This is a genomic window from uncultured Flavobacterium sp., from assembly GCF_963974175.1.
In the GTDB taxonomy this organism is placed as follows: domain Bacteria; phylum Bacteroidota; class Bacteroidia; order Flavobacteriales; family Flavobacteriaceae; genus Flavobacterium.
The window spans coordinates 114,861-138,827 of the sequence record NZ_CAXBBR010000007.1; the positions used below are offsets into that span (position 1 = coordinate 114,861).

Consider the following 23,967-nt stretch of genomic DNA (forward strand, 5'->3'; position numbering starts at 1 on the left):
CTTGTATTGGCTGGTGCCAAGGTATGTCCAAACATTTTAAGCAATTGATTACCTTTTCGAGATTCAGATTTTCTTTCCTTGTTCTATTTTACGAACAACAGTTAGTGCCACTCCAGCAAGTTTTGGAAAAGCTTCTTGGGTAAGGTTTACTTCATTTCTTTTCTCTTTTACAAAATCTGCGATTGTTCTCATGATGATATGTATTTACAACGATTCTTAATAAATATAGTTAATTATATGTAAAAGCATATAGTTCAGGTATATGGTTTATTCTGAGTACCAACTGACATTTAGATCGATTTCAGCCATTTATACCGCTGGCTGCCATATGAAACAGTACTTATAATTTTGCATTGAAACTCACTTCATCTTTGTTTTTAATCACTCGAAAAGTGTTGCAACAGGATGATGATTGAGAGCGTATTTAGCAAAACTATTCATTTAAAATTTCAGGAATTATGGCAAGACAGAACGGCATAATCAAATTGAAAGGTACTATCGGGGACATTACTTTTTACAAAACCAAAGATGGCCACTTAGCCAGGGAAAAGGGAGGTGTCGATGCGAGCAGATTTGCGAGCGATCCAGCCTTCCAGAGAACACGTGAGAATGGAGCCGAATTTGGAAGAGCAGGAAAGGCAGGCAAAGTTTTGAGAACGGCAATGCGAACTTTACTCATTAATTCTGCTGATGGCAGAATGGTAAGTCGATTGACTCAATCTATGATTAAAGTCATTCAGGCAGATATGGTAAGTGAACGCGGCTTGCGTAATGTGATTGATGGTGAGGCAGAATTGCTTGCCGGTTTCGAATTCAACATTAGAGGCAAACTGGGCACTTCTTTATTTGCTCCTTTTGTTGGTACAATTGACCGTGCTTCGGGTGATATTATGATTGATTTGTTGCCGTTTGTTCCTGCGAACATGATTGCGGCTGCAAGCGGAACCACGCATTTCAAAATCATATCTGCAGGTGCCGAAATAGATTTTGAAGGCGAAACCTTTGTGGTTGCCACTTCGGAAACGAATATTCTAGCGTGGGATTCGAGTCAAACCGTTGATATCAATCATATCAATTAAGTTACTCCTGGTAGTACAAAACCATTGTTCTTGGCTTTGGGAAGAGGTAAATGGAAGAATGTATCCTTTGAAAAACGGGTCATACAATCCATTGGCATTGGTTCAGGTAAGCGGTCTGTAAGATCGTTTTGGTCTTGAATAGGACCTATTTTCCCAAGGGAACACAAGGAGCTTTGGATTGGAACGGCACTTTAGTTTGTTATACCATCGAATTGCCCTGGTTGCAAAACCAAAGGAGAATTTCTTGTATTCCCGAAGGAGAATATGTTTTACAGAAGCGGTTTAGTCCAAAACTCAAATGGGATTTGCATTTACAAAATGTTCCAGGTCGAGATTTTATATTAATCCATCCTGCTAATGATGCTAAAAAAGAACTGGTGGGCTGCATCGCTCCCGTAACCAACCATACCAGAATAGGGAAGGGCAGTGGCTCTCGAATAGCGTTGGAGAAGTTGAAAGCTCTTGTTTATAAAGCTTTGGCAAACAACGAAGAAGTGAAAATAAAGATCCAATCTAATCCTTCGACTCCGCTCAGGATGACCAGGCTTAAATAAAAGCAGATAAATTATGAATGTAGTAGAAAGAACAAAATCGCCCACTCCGAAGTTTTTCAGGGTATTGCGAAGTATTGGTTTGGCCTTGTTGGCCCTAAGTGGGAGTGTGATTACGGCACCGGTAGTTTTACCAACAGTTGTTGTAAGTGCTGCGGGTTATCTGGCAGTTGCTGGAGGTGTGCTTTCTGCAGTGAGTCAAATGACAGTTGATGATGATGCGAAATCAGAAGAGGATCTCCTAAATCGAATGCTTAAAAACAATAAAAATTTACCTAGAGATGGAATCAAATAACACCCTACAAATTGGAACCGCATCTGGAACTTTATTGAGTGTAGTACCCAATATTGTTTCTGAAGACGTTGTGAAAACCATTATTCTGACAATTGTAGGAGCGATTATTAGTTTTGTTGTTTCGCTCCTTTTAAAAGGATTAATAAAATTTAGAAAAAAATAGTTTGGGTTTGGCTTGGTAACCTTTTCCCGAATTTATACGAAAGCCTGATCGTGAGATCAGGCTTTTTTCGTGGCTGGATGGTAATTTCAATTCGATATTAGGTTTATTTTGTTAATGTTTACTGATTAAACTAAAGAGAAAATAGCAGAATTACAGCCATCAAAATCGGGATGGGTTTGTAAGTAGTCAATCATCGCGGTTACTGCATTTACAGGCAGTTCACTTCTATTTCTTCCAAAATTTTTGGGTACGCCTTGAACGGTTACAAAACTGCATGTATAGTATTTCTTTTTATCCAATGGATTGTTGCCAATGTATATTTCCTGAATTCGATGGCCTTTGGGGTTCTCTATTCTCATGTTGACCTTTATCCCAATAGCTCTTTTTATATAACCACCCATTTGCATCATCGGTTGAGGGGAAAAAGTGCGCTCCAAATTTTCTTCCAGCATTTCAATAATTTTTAATCCTGTAAGTTCCACTGTTGAAACAGGAGGATTCATTGGAATTAGATTGTATAAATCCCAATCGGTTATTGCTCCTGCTGCTACAGGTGCTCCATAACGCCAACCATTTGAAAAAGCAATATCAGTCTGAGCCGCAAACTTAATTGCCGATAATAAAAGGGCGTCAGCGGAGGAGTTAATCGTATTATATCGATGCAGTATCGTGGCTGTTTTCCCTCTTACAGTATTCTTCATATTTTGATACGGCATCATGATTTCAGTGACTATATCTTTTATTTCAGGATCTTCTGCAATGGTTTCAGACACTTTGATTAATTGATAATCGTGGGATACAATTTTTTTCTGTTGAATGTTTAATTCAAGATGCCCTAAAAAAGAACCGTGGCAACCGCATTGAATCACAAGGGTATTATTGACTTGCACCGTTTCATATAATCGGTTGTGCGTATGTGCACTCAAGCAGACATCAATTCCAGCAATAGTGTCAAGCATAGCCATATCCTGAGGAAAGCCATTGTGTGAAAGTAGCAGAATAATATCCGCACCTTCTGCTTTTACGGCTTTAATATATCCGGGTAATTCTTTCGCTCCATTTGTGATGGTTAGTCCTTCGCTAAATTTCTTAGGCATCGTTTTGTCTATGATATCTGAGCAAATACCGATTACAGCAACCTTTAAATCTTCGATTTCTATAATTGAGTATGGTTTTAGAAAAAGGGTTCCATCTTCATTATAAACATTAATACCCAACATTGGATAATTCAGTTGCGACAGCAAATGCTTCAACTGTTGTGGTCCATAAGCAAAATCCCAATGACCCACCATGGCACTAAATCCCATTTTGTTCAACAGCGGAACAATGGCCTGACCTTTAGATTCTACAAGAGGCAAGGTTCCGTGAAAAGTGTCGCCGCCATCGAAAAACAGCAGCTTGGAATTGCGCTGCATCATGCTGTTTTTCAAAGTGGAAATACGGGCGTATCCTCCGGCATTTTCAATAAATTCATCAGCACCATCATAAAATAATTCTGCATGGGACTCTAGATAACCATGCACATCGTTAAGGTAAACTATATCTAATTTCATAAAGCAGTTGTGTTAAGAATTTAGTATGACTGTAGGGTTTTAGGCGAGTTAAGGTTTTGTAATGTAAAAATAGGAAATACAGCATTAGAAATCAGACTTATTTTGAAAAACTACTTGACCATCGTACCGTCTTTAAGTTCTTCTGACGCCATTTTTACAAGGAGGGAGTTTTCAGGAATATCCCCAAAAATTTCAACTCGATTTTCCAATTCTCGCCCTTTCTGAATCGGCGTTCTTACCGTTTTATTGTTCTTTATTACAAATACATAGACACCATCACTGGAAGTCACCACAGCAGATTTTGGCACAACATAATTGCTGTCTTTTGATTTTATTGGCAAAATCACTTCGGCTACCATCCCTGGTAATAATTTTTGATTTTTATTAAAAACATCCAATTCCACACGCTCTGAACGAAGCCTGTTGTCTAAAGCTCCGGACATTCGGGCAATTTTGGCACGAAAGGTCTCGTTGTTGATCGACTTTACATTAAAAATCAGCTCATCACCAATAGTCAGATAGCCGGTATAAATCTCGGGAACATAAACAGGCAATCGCAATTTATCCTGTTGTTGAAGGGTAAACAGAGGTAATTCTGATCCTTTTCCAGACGGCCCCACAAAAGCACCAAGATTTACATTTCTGGCAGAGATGATTCCGTCAAAAGGCGCTCGGATTACCAAATAGCTTTTCATAATTGTAATTTCTTTGTAAGCTGATTTGGTAGCTAGATATTGGGCATAATCAGAATTTTTTCGCGCTGCAGCCTGTTCCAAATCATTTTTTGAAATCGTTCCTTCTATTTTGCTGGTTTCAAACAGCCTGTCGAAGGTACTTTTGCTGGCGGTATAAATTGCTTTTTGTGAAAGCTCTCGGGATTGGGCAGCAGCCAATTGCGAACTTATTTCTGGCGCTTCTAAAATGAGGAGTAACTGTCCTTTCTTAACCTGTGCGCCAATATCAACGTTGAGTTCTTTGACAAAACTGCTTACTTTAGCATAAATATCTACTTGTTGAAAACCAGCCAGTTCAGCTGGAATACGGAGTTCGGTTGTTAATTTTTCTTTACTGATGGTAAAGGTTTCGATAACCGGACTTGTTTCTACGGACGCAATTTTTTTCTTTTCGGAAGAATTGCAGGCAGTTAAAACTGTGGCTAGGACTAAAAACAGAAACGATTTTTTTAATAATTTATTTTTCATTTTGGTGGTGTAAAGATGAGATATAATGTTTGCTTTCGGGGTCTTCGGGATCTAAGGATAAAGAGTGTACCGGGGTTTTTCCCATTGCCCAAGCAAAGATCAGCGGTAAAACGAGAAGTACTGTGAAGGTTGAAAATACCAATCCGCCAATCACGGCTCTTCCCAGTGGGGAAATTTGATCACCGCCTTCTCCATGTCCGATGGCCATCGGCAGCATTCCGGCAATCATGGCAATACTGGTCATAATAATGGGACGAAGTCTGAGTGAAGCAGCCTCACGTGCTGACTGCAGCGCATTGCCATTGTGCTTTCGCAGTTGTTCCGCATTGGTAATCAGCAAAACAGCATTGGCAATGGAAACCCCCACTGACATTATGATTCCCATATAGGATTGCAAATTCAAAGTGGAGCCTGTAATCACAAGTAGCAATAAGGAACCTAAAACTACAGATGGAACCGTGGTTAAGATAACCAGAGATATTTTAAAAGACTGGAAATTAGCGGAAAGCATCAGAAAAATAACCATTATAGCAATAAGCAAACCCGTTTGTAAACTGCTCATGGTTTCCTTTAAAACGGTACTTAAACCTATTTGCTCTATAAACAAACCTCTGGGAAGTTCCCCAAGAGCTTCTATGCTTTGCTGAACGGCTTGGGTGGCAGTTCCCAAATCAACATGATCCATATTTGCAGTTACTGAAATATAGGGCATGGGTCCAATATTGTCATTTTCACCATAAGTGAAAGAAGGTGTAATAGTGGCCACATCACTTAAAACCGGACGGGATGCATTTTTAAGCAACGGAATTTCTTTCAGATCATTTTTACTTTTCATTTTATTTAAAGGGACCTGAACCTGAACGTTGTAGGAGAATCCAGCTTTTTCATCTACCCAGATGTTCTTTTCGGTATATTGGGAAGAAGATGTGGAAGCGATCAGAGAACGAGAAATGTCATTCATGTCAATCCCTAATTGGGCGGCACGAACTCTGTCAATAGTGATGTCTAGCGCAGGATATTTTATGGGCTGAGCAATCTGAATATCTCTCAAATAGTCAATTTTATTAAGTTTTGCGATGAGTTTATTGGCATAGGCTTCATTTCGTTTTTTATTTTTTCCGGCTACCCTGATTTCAATTGGTGTCGGGGAACCTTGACTCAGCACTTTGTCGGTCAGTTCGATTGGTTCGAAAGAAATTTTGACATCGGGCAATATTTTTTTAATTCTCTGGCGAAATTCATCTTTGAAAATATCCATGTCCACATGATAATCTTTCAATCCAATTTGGAAAACCGCCTCATGAGGTCCGGCAGTAAACAAATAGATTGGTGAAATGGAAAATATTCCCGGATGCTGCCCCACATAAACGGAGGATATTGCGACGTGTTCTTTACCAATCATTTTCTCCAGTTCGTTAAGCACTGCGATTGCTTTGTCTTCGGTACTTTCCAGACGTGTTCCGTCGGGAGCCCGCAATCTCATTTGGAATTGACTCGAATTGACTTTTGGGAACACATCTTGCCCAATAGTATTCAAAAGCACTAATACTAAACCCACAGATAGAAAAATATACAGCAAGGTAACCGGTTTTTTATAGTCAAAAAGCCGATTGATGAATCGCATGTAACGGTTTCTAAATCGTTCAAAAAAATTGATTTTGCCATCATTGTTAAAATCGTTCCTTTGAACCAGCATTTTTTTCTGGTCAAAAGTATCTTCTTCTGATTCTATGGTCAGTCCAGATGCATTAAACTCGGCTTCATCATCGCTTATATTTGAAGAATGCGCTTTTTTTGGATGTGCTTTCATCAGCCAGTTGGCCATCACCGGGACAAAGGTCTGCGAAAGTAAAAAGGATACAATCATCGAAAATCCAATCGCTAAGGCCAACGGAAGGAATAAGGCACCGGGTATTCCAGTCATCGTAAATGCAGGTGCAAAAACGGCCAAAATACACAGTAGAATCAACAACTTTGGCAAGGCTATTTCTTTACATGCATCCCAAATAGCCAAGGACTTGGGTTTGCCCATATCCAAATGTTGGTGAATATTTTCGATTGTTACCGTACTTTCATCGACCAGGATTCCAATCGCAAGAGCCAAGCCGCTTAAGGACATTAAATTGATAGTTTGCCCGAATAGTTTTAAGAATAACACACCTGAAATGATAGCAATGGGAATGGTGAGAATTACAATTAATGCAGCTCTTCGATCACCAAGGAACAATAAAACCATCAGGCCAGTAAGAATGGCACCAATGATTCCTTCAGTTATTAAACTTTTCAACGAGTCGATTACATGAACCGACTGGTCAAATTCATACGATAGCTTTACATCATTAGGTAAAGTACTTTGTATTTTAGGGAGTTGTGATTTTAATTTTTGGACAACATCCCAAGTCGAAGCATCGCCGGCCTTTGCTATACTAATATAAACGGATCGCTTTCCATTCACCAAAGCATATCCAGCAGTAATATCGGCACCATCTGTAACTTGTGCAACATCACCCAGATATAAATTTGGGACATCACCTTTGAACAAAGGTATTTTTTCAAAATCCTTAACTTCTTTAATGGTATTGTTGGTAGGGATGATGTAGTTGATATCCCCAATTCTCAGGTTTCCTGAAGGAGCGGTCTTATTGTTAGTACGGATGGCTTCCACAATCTGATCTGCTGTCAAATTATGTGAACGAAGCAAATCCGGATCTACATTAATTTCAATAGTTCTGGGGCTTCCGCCAAAAGGAGGCGGAGATAACAGTCCTGGAATAGCAGAAAAGGAGGAGCGTACATATACGTTTGCCAAATCCTGAAGTTCATTATTAGAACGGGTTTTACTACTCAAAACCAATTGACCGATGGGTAGCGAGGAAGCATCAAACCGAATGATAAACGGAGGTTGGGAACCCGGTGGGAATCTGGACTGGATTCTGTTGGATAGCGCACTGATTTCAGCAGCTGCCTGAGCCATATTAGTTCCTTCGTAATAAGTTACTTTCATCAGCGTGAGTCCTTGAATATTCTTGGTCTCGATGTCTTTTACACCATTGGCTAAAATCATTACATTGACATAATTCTTTGCGAAATAGGATTCCATCTGATCGGGCGTGTAACCTGCAAAGGAGTGGGCTAAATAAATAACGGGAAGATTCATTTCTGGTAGAATATCCACTTTGATATCCCGGACGGCACCAATTCCAAAAAAGAATAATCCAGCAACCAGTACCATTATAGAGATGGGTTTGCGAAGGGCAAAACGTATTAAATTCATCGTTTTAAATAATTAAAATTCATTCATAAATAAGTCAAAATCTCCCGTGGCTGCCGCTTTCATCAAAAGCGATTGCCAGACATTGGTGTAAATAATGTCGCGGTCGGTTTCCGCACGGTTCAATGTATATAGGGTCTGTGTTACATCGAGTAGATTGGTCATTCCGTTTTTATACAAAGTGGTTTTTTGTAAATAGGCTTGTTGTGCTGCTCGAACCTGTTTTGGAGCTTCCGTATAGTTTTCCAAAGCATATTTTATTTTGGCATCTGCCGCATCCGATTGTATTTTTAATTGCTGGTCGATTACTTTGTATTCCTCCTGTAAACCTTCGACAATCCATTTCTGGGCACTGACTTTTTTGCGCACTCGAGCGATAGTGGTCAGGTTCCAGCTGATGCCAATACCGAATAGATAATTTTGTCGTGAGGGATCAATACCGTCTAAATAATTTTGTGAAAAAGAATTCTGATTTGTGGCATAATCCGAATTAAAGCCAGAAGCTCGGGCTTGATATATCCCAAATAAACTGAAGGTAGGATAGTATTCCTTTTTAAAAAGACGAAGCTGTTGTTCGCTGAAAGCTACCCTGCTTTTATGATATTCCAATATGGGATTCAAATTCTCGCTTGAAGTTTTCAACGATCGCATCGCTTTTGGGATTGTCGTGACAAAAGTAGTGTCGAGCACAAAATCCTGAATGGAAACGCCCATCAGCGCGATGAGTTTGTTATTTTGTTCCTTAACCTGGTCTTTCACCTGATTCAGTGTGATTTTAGCTCGGGAAACTTCGGCGGAAGCCAGAGTGGAATCTACTCCGGCCAAAAGTCCATTTTTTACTCTGACTGCCGCAATATTCTGAAAGACCATAGCGCGTTCAAGATTTTTTCTTTGGGAAATCAACAATCGCTGACTCGCCAATAAGTTGAGATAAGTTGCTGCAATTTTAATTTTATGTTGAAATTTTTCCTGATTCAGATCTTTTTCGAAACGCTGGGAGTCTGCTTTAGACAGATTTATTTTTTGTTTCATTCTTCCAAAAGTGAAAAAATCCCAATTGACATTGACCAGATATAAAGCACCGAAAGCCGCATTCCAATTTTGCTTTTCCAGCGGAAGGCCCGAGGAAGCCACTCCGAGCCCTCCAAAACCATAAAGCGGTCCGTTTTGCCCGTTAACGGTTCCGTAATCCTGCTGTCCCGAGAGCGTGACATTGGGTAGATATTCTCTGCGAACCTGTTGGATTGTTTCTTTGGAAGCATTGGCATAGTTGCTTTTTGCTTTTATCGTTCCGTAATTGGCAATTCCGGTTGCCAGAGCCTCTTTTAGCGGAAGCGTCTGAGAAAAACCCTGAGAAAGGAAAACCAGAAATAAAAAAAGGGTTAATTTTATTGTTTTCATTATTGTATTATGAATAAATTTGAACTGCAAATCTAGCCTGTGGAATTCCTTTTGGAGGGTTATAAATGACGAACACTTTTTATAAATGACGAATTGAATTGGTCACTCAATCGGTGGCTGTTCAAATTATATGTCGTTCCTTTGGAGCTTTAATTGAATAGCAATGAAATGGAAATTTAAAGCGATTTTAGAAAATAAATGGGAGCAGGAAATGGCTATTTTGGTTTTTTCTTTTATCCTTTTTACACTCAACGACTGGGTTTTTATACAAAGTTGGAAAGGTTTTAGTAACGGTTTGCTCTATTTTTTCGTGCTTTATTTTCATGCCCAGCTCAACCGCTTTTTTCTGCTTCCGGTTTTATTAAAAAAACACCAACCGATTTTATATATAATTCTAACTATTGGGTTAATAGTTTTGTTTACGGTCTTTTTACATGAAGTCTCAACCCAGTATATTTATAAAAATTGCTTTTTATACAAATCATCCCATCAAAAAACATATCAGTTTCAGTTTGCAACCTTGTCTGGAACACTTGTTTGTATTTTGGGAACCATACAGATTTTAGAACATTATCGGGAGCAAAAAAACAGGACAAACAAGGCTTTTTTGTCCAATCAGGTTCAGCTTAATGCGTTAAAGAACCAGTTTAATCCCCATTTTTTGTTTAATACCATGAATACGCTTTATGGAATTAGCCTTCAATATCCGGAACGCACTTCAGAAATGATTATGGAAGTTTCACAGCTGATGCGGTATCAGGTGGAGCAAGGGAACAAAGAATTCGTTTCGTTAGAAAATGAAATCTCGTTTATTTCCAGTTACATCCAGCTTGAAAAAGAAAGGGTAGGTTACCGTTGCAGTATTGATTTTGATTGCGAATGCGATCAGCAAGGACAGTATGAAATTGCACCAATGCTTTTAATTACTTTTATTGAGAATGCTTTCAAACACGGCGCTTCCACTATCGAAAAGTGTTTTGTAACCATTCATGTAAAGGTTAAGGGAGGAAAATTGTATTTGGAGGTATCCAATTCGGTTCCGCAACATAAGAAAGACGTAATTTCCACAAAAATAGGTCTGAAAAATACGGTTGAAAGAATGGAAATAGTATATCCAAAAAAACATAATCTCATAATCACGCAAAACAAGCAAACTTATACCGTTAATTTAGTAATTGAACTCCACCAAGCATGACTGTAAGAAAATGTATTATCGTAGATGACGAGCCTGCCGCTCATTATGTGTTGGTGAATTATATCAGTCAAAATCCACAGTTGGAACTGGTGCAGCAATGTTACAATGGTATTGAAGCCTTAAATTTTCTTCGGTCGAATCCAGTTGATTTGATGTTTTTAGACATTGACATGCCAGAAATTTCAGGCTTGGAGCTTTTACGAACGCTGAATGAACCACCCAAAACAATATTGACCACGGCTTATTCGGAATTCGCATTGGAAAGTTATGAATTTGGCATTTTTGATTATCTGCTAAAGCCCATTTATCTCCCCCGTTTTTTAAAATCGATGGAGCGCTTCTTTTCTTCTTACACAGATGAAAAAACTGAAATAATGAACCCGACTATTGCAGTAAAAATTGATGGATTTATGCTTGATCTTAATGTGAAGGATATCCTTTTTGCCCAAAGCTGTGGTAATTATGTCAAAATTTTCACGATAAAAAAAATTTTTCTCGCATCGATGACGACTAATGAACTGGAAAAAAGTCTTTCCGCAGAACATTTCATGCGGGTGCATAAATCCTATATAGTAGCCATTGCTAAAATTAAGGATTGGGAGCGTAATATGGTGGTGATCGGTAATGAGAAAATTCCGGTGGGAATTACTTATCGAAGAGCATTGACGGAACGATTAAAGCTAAATGATAATCAATAAAATTAAAAATAAAGATTAACTGAAAAAACAAGAAAAATAAGACCCGTTTTGCAAGCTAAAAAAGAGCATCAAAGAATTTGAATTATCCAACCTTACTTAAAAAAGAAAAATGAACTGGAAAACACCAAAAAAAACAACAATACAAAACATTGCTTTTGTGGTGCTTTTAGCACTATTGTTATTTAGTCCGCTGGGAACTTTTGTTAAAATACAATTAAGTCGTTTATTGGCCTTTTCGCCTACGACAATAGAAGCAACTGAACAAAAAAAACTTTCGACTTACCAATGGCAGTTGGTAGACAAAAACGGAAAGACGGTATCTTTGGAAGACTTTAAAGGAAAAATAATTTTTATTAATTTTTGGGCCACATGGTGTCCGCCTTGTATTGCCGAAATGCCAAGTATGCAAAAATTATATGCGGACTATCAAGATAAAATTGTATTTTTATTTGTGACGACCGATTCCTTTGAGAAAGCTAATGCTTTTTTAGTTAAAAAAAATTTAAACCTACCAATATTTCAATCGGTTTCCAACCCTCCTTTAGAAATGGAGTCTGCAACGATACCCGCTACTTATCTTATTGATCAACAAAGTAATGTGGTATTAGCAAAAATCGGAACTGCAGATTGGAATAGTGATTCGTTTAGAAAAAAATTAGATCAATTGCTCAAAAATTAATGCAGACTCGTATCACAGGTTTTAAAATTATTTTTTCACGGAGTCATTTTATCGATAGATATAAATACTCAAACTCTTTTTACTCTCAACATTTTTTACTCAAATTCTAATACCTAATTATGAAAAACTTAATTTTATTATTTCTAGCTCTTATCACGATGACATCATGTAATGCTCAATCAAAAAAAGCAGAAGTAAATCAAAAACATAGAGTTGTATTCCAAATGAATTCTAACGATCCGCAATCACAAAAAGTACTTATTAATAACATCGAAAATATAAAAGAAACTTGGGGTGCCAATGTCACCATTGAAGTAGTCGCTTATGGTCCGGGTATTGAATTCGTAATGACTGAAAAATCTGCTGTAGCGGAAGGCATTGCCATAATGATTAAAAACGGCGTGATTTTCGTTGCTTGCGAAAATACTATGGCTAAAAAAAACATTACTAAAGAGGAACTCATTGAAAATGTTGGAACAGTACCTAGTGGAATAGTAGAAGTAATTATCAAACAAGAACAAGGATGGTCTTACATTAAAGGAGGGATCTAAAATAAAGATTAAATCGAAGGTTAATAGCAGTAGGTGGAATATTGTGGAGTCATACTACAGTCACTCATCATTTTGTAATGAAAGGACGGATAAATTTGCTGGATTTTTTCTTTTTCTTTTTGAAAAACTGAATATGCTGTTGTTGAATAGTGAACAGTTATTTTTTATCGATTTATAACTTTTCGATTGATTTTTAAGTTTTTTACTTAAAAATCAATCGAATAACCCTCCAACTCCGCTCAGGACAAGTTCTACTCCAGGTGGTAAAGAAATTGAAACCGCGCGAGAAATGGAGACAAATATTTTCGAACTGCTGTTTTTTTAGTACTGTGTCTGTGGAACGGAGGGAAACCAAACTATTAAATCGAAGTGATAAATTGCTTATTTACCAAAAGAGCTCTTATGAAAATGTAGGGTTGACCGACTGGAGCAGCCGAACGGAACAAAGGGAACGACCGCAGAGAGATCGCTTGTTTCCCCGTTATGTTTATAATGATAGTTTGTTGTATAGATTAAACTTTTTAAATAATTAAATTTATTTTGACATTATGTTTTTAGAAATATTAATTATTAAAAAATGTTCTCAAACAACTTCAAAAGGTTTTCTCTAACTATTACATATTCTGGTAATTTATCAGGTTGAATTTGGTGTCCTAAACTGTTCTTCCAAGCCCCTTTTAAAGCTTTATCACTTTTTGGATTGATTAATTGATCTACTCCTGTGAACTCAATGTTTTTGAATTTCATTTTCTTGTAAAAAGCCTCAACAATCACTTTCCAGTTTAAGTCAGGGAAATTATTTGATAGGTACCAAATATCATAATAATCACGTGGTGCAGTATAAGAACGCTGGATTAAGGCTCTGATTTTTTCGGATAAAACTTCTTCGATTTTATAGCATGGTATTGTGTTTTCTAATGCTAGTTTGTCGGAATAGGGATGGCTTACGTTTCGTTCTGTAACTTCAAAAATCATTTCTTCATAGAGAATTATTTCGATTTTAATTTTGTCTGCCAGCGGTCTGGAGTTGTAGGCATTACATTTCTAGGATGGTCGGCACCCCAAAATTTAATGATGGCTTCGTAACCTGTTAATCGGTCTTTAAATTGTAATGGTTTTAATGAAACAATATGTGTTTTTACTCCAGTATTGTCTTCAATATGTTTTGTGATAAATTTTAAATGATCTGGAGTAAGTTCAAATTCTTGTGATTTAGATGTGAAATCCAAATCTTCTGAAAATCTATATTCTTCAAACCAACACTTCTTCAAACAAGTCCCACCTTTGAAGATTAGTGTTTCCTTTAATTCCGGTTCGTTAAATATTGCTGCTATAAAGTGACCCAACATCCAATCTTTATCAATAACTTATTTAGATACGCCTAGTTGTTCGGAAATGGTTGCTATTTCTTTTTGTAAAATCATTAATATTGTTTGTTACAGATGTCTAAAATTTCTTCGCTGCTTATGTTTAATCTCAACCGCCATTTGTTTACAAATTCGCCTTCTTCTATTCCAAATGGATCAAAGAGATTGTATTTTTCGTTGACCTCTTTTAATGCGAAGTTTATAAATGATTTCATTCCTTTTTTATTTAGTAATTCAGCGAAATATCCCATTCGTTTCGTAATAGCAATGTTTTTAATGGCTTTACAATACGCAATCATTTTCTCACTGTTGAGGTTTGCTTGATTGAATGCTCTGATTAATTCGGCATAACCACCGGAATATTGAGGTAAATCAAAACAGTCAATGATGGTTTTTTCCACATTGGTCATTTGGTAGCTATGGTTTCCAAAGCCTAATTTTTCTATTCCAACTATTTTTGATTTTGAAACTTGAATAAATTTATAAGAAACTCCAAAAACGCTTTTGTCCGATTTCCTTTTTGTAGTTTGAATAAAAATAGAATTTGGAAATTGTTCTGTAAGTCCGTGTTTGTTTAATGCGGACCAATACCCAATTGTTGAGTCTTCGGTCAACTTGCAGCCAATTACGTTTTCATCTCTAAAACTGTATCTGCAGTATTTGCCTCGTTCTATGCGTGAGAGTAGTTTTTTATGTACTAGATTTTCTAGTATCTCGTTTATGTTTTCAAATTCGCTTGATGCAATAGATTTAATCTCCTCTAAAGTAAAGATGTCGAACTCATTATCATCAAGCATTAGCATAAAATCTATTTGATTTTGTGTTGTGTTTTCTGAAATATAGGTACTTTTGGCCATTACTAATCGTTTAAGGATAAACCCTAAAAAATGAGGTTTATCTTGTGGTTAAAGGTAATCAAAAGTAATGCTAATTTTTGTATAAATAATGCTGTTGTGGGAATGTCTTTAATTCTTATCTAAATACTTCTTCATAAGCCATCCAGTTTCAATTAAATTATCTTTAGGATTGGTATAACTTACTAAAACCCATTTATGATTTACCTGTAAAATTATTACATCAAAACCTTTTGGGAGAGAGGTTATGAGGATGGTTTTAGTTTTTGGTTTCAACATTACATTTGAAACTCGGTTTGTAGTTCTGCATTCTTTCACTTTTTTGAATTTTAATTCAATTGCTTTTTGGATTCTTCTTTCAGAATTTATTATATCGTTTTTTGTAGCCGGTTCTGATTTTATTTTGGTAAATATTAACCCTCAGGATATTGCTAATTTTTTTTGGAAAAGCGACTTATAGCAAAATGTTTCAAAACTTGGTATGGGTTGCAGGCTAAAATTTGGTTGTCATTCCATTAGCTGCAGGAGTATTTTATTCTTCTGGGTTTGTTTTAGGTCCAGCCGTCGGGGCTATATTTATGATTTTAAGCACCATTATTGTTGCCATCAATGCCTAGTTATTGAAGAGAAAAATTAGCAAAAAATGATTGTAACAACAAACTCAGTATGCCTTGTGTCTTACTGAGTTTGCTTTCAATATAATCCATTAATTCTTGAAAATTGACGTAGATTAAAAAACAACAAATTGTAATTAGTATTTTGAAACAGAATGAAAAGCAATTAAAGAACGAATTATCTTAATATTTAGCCCAGTTTCTCAAAACGATATTACAGAAACAGCAGTTTTCTCTTGTTGTGTTAAATACTGATCCGAGTTTTCTAATGCTGAGGTGATTTTTGATTTTTTGTTTCAACAGTTGCAAAGTGTTGGTGACCGTCATCGTGAGAATGTTCAATTTTATAGTCAATGAGCAGAAAATCGCTTTTGATTATTAGTTATATTATTTCCTTTTTATTCAAGTGCGCAACAACGCTATTAACTATTTCTTTCATATGTCCACTCCATTAATTATATTTTTTTGAACCCACAAAATTGAAAGTTCTGAACCGTATTAAATGGTGTAGTATGATTTTCTGTAAAACATTTTACAGCTTCAAAACTTTCGCTAAAAATATGCTTCATTGAATTTTCAGAGTACTGCTTTATTTCTAGTCCGCTACATTTCAATGGTCCCTTTTCTGAAAAAGTTCCTAATAGAAAGTTACCTTCTTTATTGACTGCATTTTCTATTATGGTTTTATATTTATCAATACTCACTTCACTTGTTAAAAAATGAAAAACGGCTCTATCATGCAAAAAATCAAATTTCACTTCTGGTTTAAACTCTGTTATGTCTGCAACAATCCAATGAACTAAATCAGCTTTATCTCCCAAACGCTTTTTTGCTCTTTCTAACGCAAATTCTGAAATATCCAAAACCCAAATATTTTGAAATCCTTTTTCTAATAAGACGTCTACTAAATTACTATCTCCTCCGCCAATATCGATAATATTAGCGGTTTTTGATAGGTTTAAATTTTCTAAATAAGTCATAGCTGTTTTTGGATATTTTTGTGTCCAGCTTACTTCATTTGGATTTTTAGTTGCAAAAACATTTTCCCAATGTGATTTATTATTTTCCATATTTTTAATTTTTACTTAAGATCTTTATTCTTCCACATTTTTCATTTTCATCAAAAGTGCGTAAACGCCTTTTATTACAACAGTTGTTTATGCTAAAACAATGAAATTGGTGTCACTTTTATTAGATTCCCAATGTAGGAATTTATTTTAGGAAATAGTAGGAGGTCTGGGATGAGTTCTCAACAGAGTTATATGCTTGTGTTTTGAACTGCCCCCAAATAGTGTCTAAAATTTTGGTGGCAGTCTGTTTTTTTTACAAAAAACCTTTTTTTGAATTAAATAACTAATTTTAAACCTTCATTTGTTGTATTCTCACAGCATTTAAAATAGCCAATAAAGCCACTCCAACATCAGCAAAAACTGCTTCCCACATAAAAGCTAAAGCACTAGCGCCAAGTACCAAAACAATTGCTTTTACTGCAAATGCTAAACCAATGTTTTGATACACAATTTGTTTGGTCTTTTTACAAATATTTATGACTGTAAAAATCTTTGTAGGTTGGCGTTTTGAATCACTATGTCAGCAGTTTCGATGGTGGCATCACTTCCTAAACCACCCATTGCGATTCCGGTATCGACAACTATTGGTGCATGATATAGAATTGATAGTTACACTTTTTATCTTTATTTAACTCGCACAACAACTCAATTTTGAAACGTCTTTTCCGAATGTGATAGCCGCTAATTTTATACCTTCTCCTAGTGTCAAATAAGGATAAAAACTTTCTGCTAATTCTTTAACTGTTATTCCGTACTTGATTGCCATGCTCAACTGTTGTATTAATTCACCGCCTTCTGGAGCAATAACCCTTGCTCCAATTAAATTATCAGTTTCTGTATTACGTATTAATTTTATAAATCCTCTGGTATCGTTTGCGGCTATTGCTCTTGGTACATCTTTAAGGTCCAATTTTGATATTTCAAAAGGAATACCCTTTGATTCAGCTTCTATTTCATCCATTCCAGTTCCTGCAATTTGTGGATCTGTAAAAACAACCCAAGGTAAGGAAGAGTAATCAGTTTTATTGTTAGCTCCCGTAAATGCGTTTTCTACTGCAATTTTACCTTCATAAGCGGCTGTGTATACAAAAGCAGGGGTGTTCGCGACATCCCCAACGGCATAAATGTTTGGCAAATTGGTTTCCATTTTTTCGTTTACCCAAACGTGTCCGCTATTGGTGAATGCTAACCCGATACTCTGTAACCCTAATTTTTGTGTGTTCGGTTTTGTGCCAGATGCTACGACCACTTTTCCTTTTTCGATAATTTGTGTAAATGAACCATCAGGGCATTTGCAATGAATAACTGTTTCATTAACTGTTTTTTCAAATTTAATAGCTCTAAAGCTTGGTAAAATTTCAATCCCTTCACTTTTCATCTGAGTTTCTAAAACATCTGTAATATCCTTTGTTTGGCTTCTTAGAGGTCTATCTGTAAACTCTATAATACGGATTTTCACGCCCAAACGATTGTATGCCATTGCTATTTCCAAACCAATATAGCCAGCACCCATAATGGTGATGCTTTCGGGTTTTTCTTCTAGGTCAAAAAGTGTTGCATTTGTCAAGTACCCCACTTCGTTTAGCCCTTCAATGCTCGGGATATTGGTGGTTGCTCCTGTGGCAATAATAAATTTCAGAGCGGTATACTTTTCTTTGCGGTCTACCATAATGGTTTTAGGATCTAAAAACTCGGCCCAACCCGTTAGCATTTTCAGGTTTTTAAAATCACTTACCACGTCCATATATTTTTTTTCTTGGAGCGTTGCGACCAATTGTTTTTTGTCTTTGATTACTTGTGTAAAATCTATCTCAACCCCTTTGGGTTTGATGCCTGAAAAATTGGAATGTGTTGCGTGATACGCTGTTTCCGCTGCACGAATAAGAGTTTTAGAAGGAACACAGCCTACATTTACACAAGTCCCACCAAAATCTAAACCACCATTTATCATTAATGTGCTTAATCCTAAACTTTCTGCTTTAATAGCTGCCGAAAATGCCGCCGAACCGCCACCAATAATTATTAAATCAAAATTATTTTTATCTTGCATATTTGAAGTATTAAGGGTTTCAGGTTTTACTTTATAATTTTTAGAGGTATTGATGGTATTGATAATTTCTTCCTTGCTGGTTTTAGAAGGGTCAAATGAACATTCGCAACTGCCGTTTTGATAGCTAACGTTTGCTTGCGTTATCCCTTCTTTTTCGACAAGTATTTTTTCGATTCCTGTCGCACAATGATCACAGGTCATACCCGTTATTTCGAGTATTATATTTTTTGATTTCATATTAAATTTATTTTTAATTGACAATTTCGGCCTCATAACTAACCTTTTCAATGGCTTTAATCAGTTTTTCAGGATTTGTTTTTGTCGTATCAAATTGGATAATGGCAACATCCCCTGGATATTGAACTGATTGTTCAATAACGCCACTTACCTTTTTTAAGGTACTTGAAACGTGATTAGTACAACCTGCACAGGTCATACCTGTGATTTTTAATCTAAGCGTTTTTGTTTTTTGTTGATTCGATTTATAAAGTTTTGATTGTTGTTTAACAGAATGGCAACATTACGCATTTACTTGAAAATAAAACAGGATAAGTATGAATAGTGGTATTAGAAAATATTTTTTCATAGAAGTTTATTTAAAAGTTTACAACTTATCATTTTGGGTTTAATAACCAATCTTCCTGGGGAATTTGATGACTAATTTTTCTTTTGGTTTAAGAAAATCTTTGATTATTTTTTCACACTCGCTTATGGGTTTACCGATAAGTTTTTCCATCAGTTCTTCTGGGGGATTTTGTAGTTCACAATCTCCAATTTCTATACAGCAATCCATTTTGTCAGGATTGAATACTTTTTCATTTTTATTTGTGCTCATGATCATCTTTTTTGAATTACTATAAATAATGCTTAAAAATTAGTTGCAACCGTTTGGGTTGGAAACAGACCTTTATTTTCCCTGAGACGGATTTTCGGCTGTTGCCATTTCGCTCGATACCTTGTATCCCGTGGCATTGATAGCTTTCACGAGAGCTTCTTTGTTGGTTTTAGTGTTGTCAAATTTTACGAAAACCATTCCCTTACTGTGGTTTGCCGTAACGCTCACGATACCGCTTAACTTGTTCACGGCATGTTTTATATGTTCCTCACAGCTGGAGCAGGTCATACCGCTCACATTAAATTGTGCTTCCTGAATATTGTTCGAAGAAACAACTACTATTTGTTTGTCTGTTTTTGGATAAAAAATTTGCCCATAATAAGGGAAAGCCATCATGATTATGGAAAAAGCGGTTACGATTCCCAGAAATGTTTTGGTTTGCATAAATGGAGTTTTGTTGTCTTCGTCACAATCACATTGTATTTCTTCTGCTGTTCTGGGTTTCAACTTTTGATGCCAAGCAAAGCCCAAAACCAAAATGGTAATTCCAATTAAATAAGGTCTAAACGACTCCAACCATGAAAATGCGGACGCCGCTCCTGATGCTCCGGAAAGGAGAGCCAAAAAGGGAGTGATGCAGCACAATGAAGCTGCTATTGCTGACAGGATACCTGCTCCTGCCAATTTTCCTGATTTTGTTTTCATACGAATTCTTTTTTTGAATTTTGATTAATAATATATTTAAAAAAGGGACGGAGCAGATTGAGTTGTTCCAATTTCAGGGAATAGAAAATGGTCTGACCTGCACGCCTTGATTCTATTACATTGCCGTCTTTCATTTTGCGAAGATGTTGTGAGACAGCAGGTATACTCATCCCTAAAATATCGGCAAGATCGCAAGGGCAGAGTTCATTTTCTTCTTCTAAAAGAAACATGATTTTCAGTCGTACCTCGTTCCCTGCCAACGCCAATAGTCCACTCAATTGCTCAAAAGCAATGGCATTAGCATTTAGTTTGTTCCTGCACTCCTTGATTTGTTCTGTATCTGCCAAAATCCTAATACAAGATTGATTAACGTCCATATTTTTTAAGTATTAAATTAATATGATATAAATGTAGTTAATTATATCATTATTTAAGCAATTACTTAAATGTTTTAATGCAAATTTAACAACGGCTATTTAAAAACCATCTTAATTTCGAAGTGAATTTATTTTGTACTACTTATTGCCAGAAAAATGACTATTGTGGGTCTAAATTTCTGCAAACTTCCTAATGAATAATTCGGTTAGTTTTTCTACTGGTGTTAATTGTATGATTTGCCCAATAGTAATTTCAGATCCTTTTTAGAAAAAAACATTTTCAGCTTTCATTATTTATTGTATTGGATCTTTGACTAACAAAAAAGGATGCTTAATCTTTAGAATAAGCATCCTTTCAATCGTTTTATTCTCACTACAGTTACTATTTTCAGTAAAGCATCTCTAACATCATTAAAAAATTTTTTACTTAGTTGCAATTTTACTTAACTGATATTTAACCACTTATTTGTTCCTCCACAAAGCCAATTGGCACTACAACCTAAATCGTTTAAAATCTTTGCTCCATCGGATGAACGACCACCACCTTTTCCGCAAACGGTAACATATTTTATGTTTTTGTTAAAATTTTTAGCTTCATTTTTCAGCTCTATCAAAATAATATTTATAGCTTCCGGAATGTGTGCTTGCTCAAATTCCTCTTTTGATCTTACGTCTATAATTTGTATTTTTTTGTTTTGTAGCAACGCTTGTTTTACTTCATCGACTTCAATACATTCTTTGTTTACTTTGATGGTTTCCGGCATACGAAATTTGATTACGATTGAAGATGCTATCGTAAGTCCACCAATGAGAAAAATAGCATAATCGACCCCGAATAAATCAGCTGTTATTCCTGAAATAACAGCTCCGAAAGCATATCCTAAATCTCTCCAAAGTCGGAATGTCCCAATACTTTCTGCTCTTTGCTTTGGACTTGTAGCCTGTGCAATCGCTGCTAAAAAAGTAGGATAAACTAATGCTGTCCCCAAACCCAAAATTGCCGAAATACTTGAAAGCATAAAAAAACTATGGCAGAATGGTAAAAAAATGATAGCAATTCCTTGCAACAACATTCCCCAAAATAACATTCCTTTTTTAGAATAAATATCAGACATTTTGCCTGTAAACAATTGTCCAATTCCCCAAACTGTCGGATAAATGGCTGTTATTATTCCTATGTTCTCAGTATTGTAATTGAGGGTGAGAAGTACAAATGGCAATAAACCCCAAATCATTCCATCATTAAGATTATTGACTAGACCTGCTTGCGTAATAGAACTTAAAGTTTTGTTTTTGAAAGTTGTCTCCATAAACACATTCTCTAAGTGTATTGTGTTATCTGTCATACTTTCCTTATGAGCATGCAAACTTGTATCTTTTACCAAGAAAAGTGTCAATAAGAAACCAATAATAGAAATACCAATACCAATATAAAAAGGATAGGGTGTTATACCATATCTATTGGCCACATATCCAGAAAAAAAAGCTACTATACCCACTGCAAAATAGCCTGCAAATTCGTTTAACCCCATTGCTAATCCACGATCTTTTTCGCCGACCAAATCAATTTTCATAACTACGGTGCTGCTCCAAGTTAATCCTTGACTCATACCCAACAGTATGTTTGCAAAAATTACCCAATTCCAAGTTGTCGCATTCATCAAAATAAATGGAATAGGCAAAGCCATAAACCATCCAAATAACAACAATTTTTTTCTGCCAAATCGATTAGCTAATTTTCCGGTGAAGTAATTAGTTATTGCTTTGGTAATTCCAAAGGCTGTAATAAATGATAAAATGGCAGTTTTTGATGCTATTCCAAACTCAACTTCCGCAAATTTAGGGAATATACTTCGTTCCATTCCTATCATTCCGCCAACGAAGGCATTCACAATGACCAATATGGTGAATTGTTTCCAATTTTCTTTTAGACCAAGCTTTATGTGTTTCATAAACTAAAAGGTTAAAACTTTATCGCTTTCAATGATACTTTTAGTAAGTTCCGCCATTGAACTTACCTCTGCTTCATCAACAAGGGGAATTTCTTTCAGTCCACGAGCATCTAAACAACTGGTACAAAGAAACAGTTTAGTTGCTTTGTTGGTTGCTAATTTTAACATACATTCGATGTTGTAAAACTCATTTGGAGTATTCTGATTAGAAATAGCACAATTGACACCATCGGCTATTAAAAAAATGCAAACTTCCGCCTCAGGATAGTCTTTATTTATTTGATTGGCAATTCGCAACCTATTGTATGCTTTTTCAGTTCCATAAGGAGCATCGTTGATTATAATCAATGTTTTCATTTTGTTTATTTTTTACCAGAGTAATTCCATAAAAAATCTCCCTGCAGTTTAGCAAAAAGCAGTAATTTGAGTTCAATCCGAAAAACAGTATATTTTAAGATCTTAATTAAGTCATACTATTTTTCCATTTACTACGCTATATTCAAGAAATATTTTTTTTTATTTCTTCAAATTGTTCTTTGGTGATTTCACCATTTGCGTATCTTCTCTTTAAAATTTCCATTGGTGATTCAGAACTTGGTCCGCTTTTGGGTTGCAAATTATTTTTTACTAAAAAATAAATTGCGAGAATGATAAAAATCGGAATGAACCACATTCCCCATCCCATTCCCATTCCATAACATGAATTATCCATCATAGTTTTAGATTTTATGTTTTAACTGATTTTAATCCTGCAAAACTTTTTTTCCTGAAAATCGGTTCCAGGAATGCCATATCCATTTTTTAATGAATTAATTGAAGGACAAAGGTTTATTATTTCAGACTGAAATCCTTTAACAATTGTTAAATAATTATCGAATTGCAGCTCTAATTCTGCTCAAAGTAACTTGGGTAATCCCTAAATAAGAGGCTATGTGTTTGAGAGGGATTCTTTGTAAAAGAGTGGGTTGTTCTTTTATTAAAGAAGTATATCGTTCTGCGGCTGAATGAAATTGAATGGCTTCCATTCTATTTACTGTATCTAAATACCCCGCTTCAAAGATTTTACGAAATAATCTCTCTATCTCTGGATATGTATCATATAAATCAAAAAGTTGTATAGCGCTTATAGCTATTATTTCGCTGTCTTCTAAAACCTGTATTGCTTTTCGTGATGGCTTTCCTGTAAACAAACTTTCAACTCTAGCTATGATGTTATTTTCAAAAGCAAAGCTTTCCGTTATATCCACTCCATCATAATAGTAATAAATTCTTGCTATGCCTTTGTTTATAAAATAAATAGTTTTACAAGTGTGACCTACAGTCTGTAAGTCTTTATTTTTTTTAATCTTTATAACCGAACTGATTTCTTTAATAGCATTTTCAGCCTCTTTTGAAACTGAATTGTATTTTCTAAAATACTGGAAGAGTAAAGTCATTATTAAGTTTATTTCAAATTTAGTTAATTTTAATTCGTGGATTTACTTTATTTTTTTTAGAAGAGTGAT

General features: G+C 35.7%; 26 protein-coding genes and 3 pseudogenes. 9 read left to right on the plus strand and 20 right to left on the minus strand.

Features of this window, described 5'->3' with window-relative positions; all coding sequences use genetic code 11:
* Nucleotides 1-63 precede the first annotated feature (63 nt).
* A complete protein-coding gene (locus tag AAC069_RS12340) occupies nucleotides 64-192 on the minus strand; it encodes a helix-turn-helix domain-containing protein (protein ID WP_339920772.1) in 129 nt (42 codons plus the stop codon).
* Nucleotides 193-458: 266 nt separating this feature from the next.
* On the opposite strand from AAC069_RS12340, the pseudogene AAC069_RS12345 reads away from it, so the two are divergent.
* The 4 genes and pseudogenes from AAC069_RS12345 to AAC069_RS12360 all read left to right on the plus strand — a co-directional run bounded on the left by AAC069_RS12345 (nucleotide 459) and on the right by AAC069_RS12360 (nucleotide 2,088).
* A pseudogene (locus AAC069_RS12345) lies at nucleotides 459-1,200 on the plus strand (hypothetical protein).
* Nucleotide 1,201: 1 nt separating this feature from the next.
* Nucleotides 1,202-1,633, plus strand: coding sequence for a DUF5675 family protein (locus AAC069_RS12350; RefSeq protein ID WP_339920822.1), 432 nt, complete (start codon nucleotides 1,202-1,204; stop codon nucleotides 1,631-1,633).
* Nucleotides 1,634-1,646: 13 nt separating this feature from the next.
* On the plus strand, nucleotides 1,647-1,925 hold the full coding sequence (locus AAC069_RS12355) for a hypothetical protein (protein WP_339920773.1): 279 nt from the start codon (nucleotides 1,647-1,649) through the stop codon (nucleotides 1,923-1,925).
* Nucleotides 1,912-2,088 carry a hypothetical protein gene (locus AAC069_RS12360; RefSeq protein WP_339920774.1) on the plus strand — a complete coding sequence of 59 codons (177 nt, stop codon included), beginning with the start codon at nucleotides 1,912-1,914 and terminating at the stop codon, nucleotides 2,086-2,088. Before AAC069_RS12355 ends, AAC069_RS12360 begins: the two co-directional genes overlap by 14 nt.
* A gap of 125 nt (nucleotides 2,089-2,213) precedes the next feature.
* On the opposite strand, the gene AAC069_RS12365 is transcribed toward AAC069_RS12360, so the two are convergent.
* The 4 genes from AAC069_RS12365 to AAC069_RS12380 all read right to left on the minus strand — a co-directional run bounded on the left by AAC069_RS12365 (nucleotide 2,214) and on the right by AAC069_RS12380 (nucleotide 9,515).
* Nucleotides 2,214-3,641, minus strand: a complete 1,428-nt coding sequence (locus AAC069_RS12365) for a bifunctional metallophosphatase/5'-nucleotidase (protein WP_339920775.1) — start codon at nucleotides 3,639-3,641, stop codon at nucleotides 2,214-2,216.
* A 110-nt stretch (nucleotides 3,642-3,751) separates the two neighbouring features.
* Nucleotides 3,752-4,843, minus strand: a complete 1,092-nt coding sequence (locus AAC069_RS12370; protein ID WP_339920776.1) for an efflux RND transporter periplasmic adaptor subunit — start codon at nucleotides 4,841-4,843, stop codon at nucleotides 3,752-3,754.
* A complete protein-coding gene (locus AAC069_RS12375) occupies nucleotides 4,833-8,117 on the minus strand; it encodes an efflux RND transporter permease subunit (protein ID WP_339920777.1) in 3,285 nt (1,094 codons plus the stop codon). The genes AAC069_RS12370 and AAC069_RS12375 overlap by 11 nt, the downstream gene beginning before the upstream one ends.
* Nucleotides 8,118-8,129: 12 nt before the next feature.
* A complete protein-coding gene (locus AAC069_RS12380) occupies nucleotides 8,130-9,515 on the minus strand; it encodes a TolC family protein (RefSeq protein WP_339920778.1) in 1,386 nt (461 codons plus the stop codon).
* A 163-nt stretch (nucleotides 9,516-9,678) separates the two neighbouring features.
* On the opposite strand from AAC069_RS12380, the gene AAC069_RS12385 reads away from it, so the two are divergent.
* From AAC069_RS12385 to AAC069_RS12400, 4 genes are all read left to right on the plus strand, one after another.
* Entirely contained in the window at nucleotides 9,679-10,710 is a 1,032-nt protein-coding gene (locus AAC069_RS12385) for a histidine kinase (protein WP_339920779.1), read from the plus strand.
* Nucleotides 10,707-11,408 carry a LytTR family DNA-binding domain-containing protein gene (locus tag AAC069_RS12390; RefSeq protein ID WP_339920780.1) on the plus strand — a complete coding sequence of 234 codons (702 nt, stop codon included), beginning with the start codon at nucleotides 10,707-10,709 and terminating at the stop codon, nucleotides 11,406-11,408. The genes AAC069_RS12385 and AAC069_RS12390 overlap by 4 nt, the downstream gene beginning before the upstream one ends.
* Nucleotides 11,409-11,517: 109 nt before the next feature.
* Entirely contained in the window at nucleotides 11,518-12,087 is a 570-nt protein-coding gene (locus tag AAC069_RS12395) for a TlpA disulfide reductase family protein (RefSeq protein ID WP_339920781.1), read from the plus strand.
* 158 nt (nucleotides 12,088-12,245) lie between these two features.
* Nucleotides 12,246-12,638: a DsrE family protein gene (locus AAC069_RS12400; protein WP_339920782.1), complete on the plus strand. Its 393-nt coding sequence runs from the start codon at nucleotides 12,246-12,248 to the stop codon at nucleotides 12,636-12,638.
* Nucleotides 12,639-13,208: 570 nt separating this feature from the next.
* On the opposite strand, the gene AAC069_RS12405 is transcribed toward AAC069_RS12400, so the two are convergent.
* The 4 genes from AAC069_RS12405 to AAC069_RS12420 all read right to left on the minus strand — a co-directional run bounded on the left by AAC069_RS12405 (nucleotide 13,209) and on the right by AAC069_RS12420 (nucleotide 15,177).
* The gene (locus AAC069_RS12405) at nucleotides 13,209-13,613 is read right to left on the minus strand and encodes a nucleotidyl transferase AbiEii/AbiGii toxin family protein (protein ID WP_339920783.1); all 405 of its coding nucleotides are present in this window, start codon (nucleotides 13,611-13,613) and stop codon (nucleotides 13,209-13,211) included.
* A gap of 14 nt (nucleotides 13,614-13,627) precedes the next feature.
* Entirely contained in the window at nucleotides 13,628-13,987 is a 360-nt protein-coding gene (locus AAC069_RS12410; protein ID WP_339920784.1) for a nucleotidyl transferase AbiEii/AbiGii toxin family protein, read from the minus strand.
* A 74-nt stretch (nucleotides 13,988-14,061) separates the two neighbouring features.
* Entirely contained in the window at nucleotides 14,062-14,862 is an 801-nt protein-coding gene (locus tag AAC069_RS12415; RefSeq protein WP_339920785.1) for a hypothetical protein, read from the minus strand.
* Between the two features lie 108 nt (nucleotides 14,863-14,970).
* The gene (locus AAC069_RS12420) at nucleotides 14,971-15,177 is read right to left on the minus strand and encodes a hypothetical protein (protein WP_339920786.1); all 207 of its coding nucleotides are present in this window, start codon (nucleotides 15,175-15,177) and stop codon (nucleotides 14,971-14,973) included.
* 73 nt (nucleotides 15,178-15,250) lie between these two features.
* Between AAC069_RS12420 and AAC069_RS12425 the strand changes: the two are divergent.
* Nucleotides 15,251-15,476: pseudogene (locus tag AAC069_RS12425) on the plus strand (heavy metal translocating P-type ATPase); the annotation flags it as partial.
* Nucleotides 15,477-15,928: 452 nt separating this feature from the next.
* Here AAC069_RS12425 and AAC069_RS12430 read toward each other — a convergent pair.
* The 11 genes and pseudogenes from AAC069_RS12430 to AAC069_RS12480 form a co-directional block, all read right to left on the minus strand.
* Complete coding sequence (locus AAC069_RS12430; RefSeq protein WP_339920787.1) at nucleotides 15,929-16,543, minus strand: class I SAM-dependent methyltransferase; 615 nt, start codon at nucleotides 16,541-16,543, stop codon at nucleotides 15,929-15,931.
* A gap of 289 nt (nucleotides 16,544-16,832) precedes the next feature.
* A pseudogene (locus tag AAC069_RS12435) lies at nucleotides 16,833-17,134 on the minus strand (heavy metal translocating P-type ATPase); the annotation flags it as partial.
* 37 nt (nucleotides 17,135-17,171) lie between these two features.
* Entirely contained in the window at nucleotides 17,172-18,830 is a 1,659-nt protein-coding gene (gene merA / locus AAC069_RS12440; protein WP_339920788.1) for a mercury(II) reductase, read from the minus strand.
* A gap of 13 nt (nucleotides 18,831-18,843) precedes the next feature.
* A complete protein-coding gene (locus AAC069_RS12445) occupies nucleotides 18,844-19,038 on the minus strand; it encodes a cation transporter (RefSeq protein WP_339920823.1) in 195 nt (64 codons plus the stop codon).
* A gap of 180 nt (nucleotides 19,039-19,218) precedes the next feature.
* Nucleotides 19,219-19,428 carry a hypothetical protein gene (locus AAC069_RS12450; protein ID WP_339920789.1) on the minus strand — a complete coding sequence of 70 codons (210 nt, stop codon included), beginning with the start codon at nucleotides 19,426-19,428 and terminating at the stop codon, nucleotides 19,219-19,221.
* Nucleotides 19,429-19,500: 72 nt separating this feature from the next.
* Nucleotides 19,501-20,133 carry a mercuric transport protein MerTP gene (gene merTP, locus AAC069_RS12455; protein WP_339920790.1) on the minus strand — a complete coding sequence of 211 codons (633 nt, stop codon included), beginning with the start codon at nucleotides 20,131-20,133 and terminating at the stop codon, nucleotides 19,501-19,503.
* Nucleotides 20,130-20,510, minus strand: coding sequence for a metalloregulator ArsR/SmtB family transcription factor (locus AAC069_RS12460; RefSeq protein ID WP_339920791.1), 381 nt, complete (start codon nucleotides 20,508-20,510; stop codon nucleotides 20,130-20,132). The genes merTP and AAC069_RS12460 overlap by 4 nt, the downstream gene beginning before the upstream one ends.
* A gap of 443 nt (nucleotides 20,511-20,953) precedes the next feature.
* The gene (locus tag AAC069_RS12465; protein WP_339920792.1) at nucleotides 20,954-22,462 is read right to left on the minus strand and encodes an MFS transporter; all 1,509 of its coding nucleotides are present in this window, start codon (nucleotides 22,460-22,462) and stop codon (nucleotides 20,954-20,956) included.
* Between the two features lie 3 nt (nucleotides 22,463-22,465).
* Complete coding sequence (locus AAC069_RS12470) at nucleotides 22,466-22,819, minus strand: DsrE family protein (protein ID WP_339920793.1); 354 nt, start codon at nucleotides 22,817-22,819, stop codon at nucleotides 22,466-22,468.
* A 142-nt stretch (nucleotides 22,820-22,961) separates the two neighbouring features.
* Nucleotides 22,962-23,177 (minus strand): SHOCT domain-containing protein, encoded by a 216-nt coding sequence (locus tag AAC069_RS12475; RefSeq protein ID WP_339920794.1) that lies wholly within the window; start codon nucleotides 23,175-23,177, stop codon nucleotides 22,962-22,964.
* Nucleotides 23,178-23,331: 154 nt separating this feature from the next.
* Entirely contained in the window at nucleotides 23,332-23,898 is a 567-nt protein-coding gene (locus tag AAC069_RS12480) for a Crp/Fnr family transcriptional regulator (RefSeq protein ID WP_339920795.1), read from the minus strand.
* Nucleotides 23,899-23,967 lie beyond the last annotated feature (69 nt).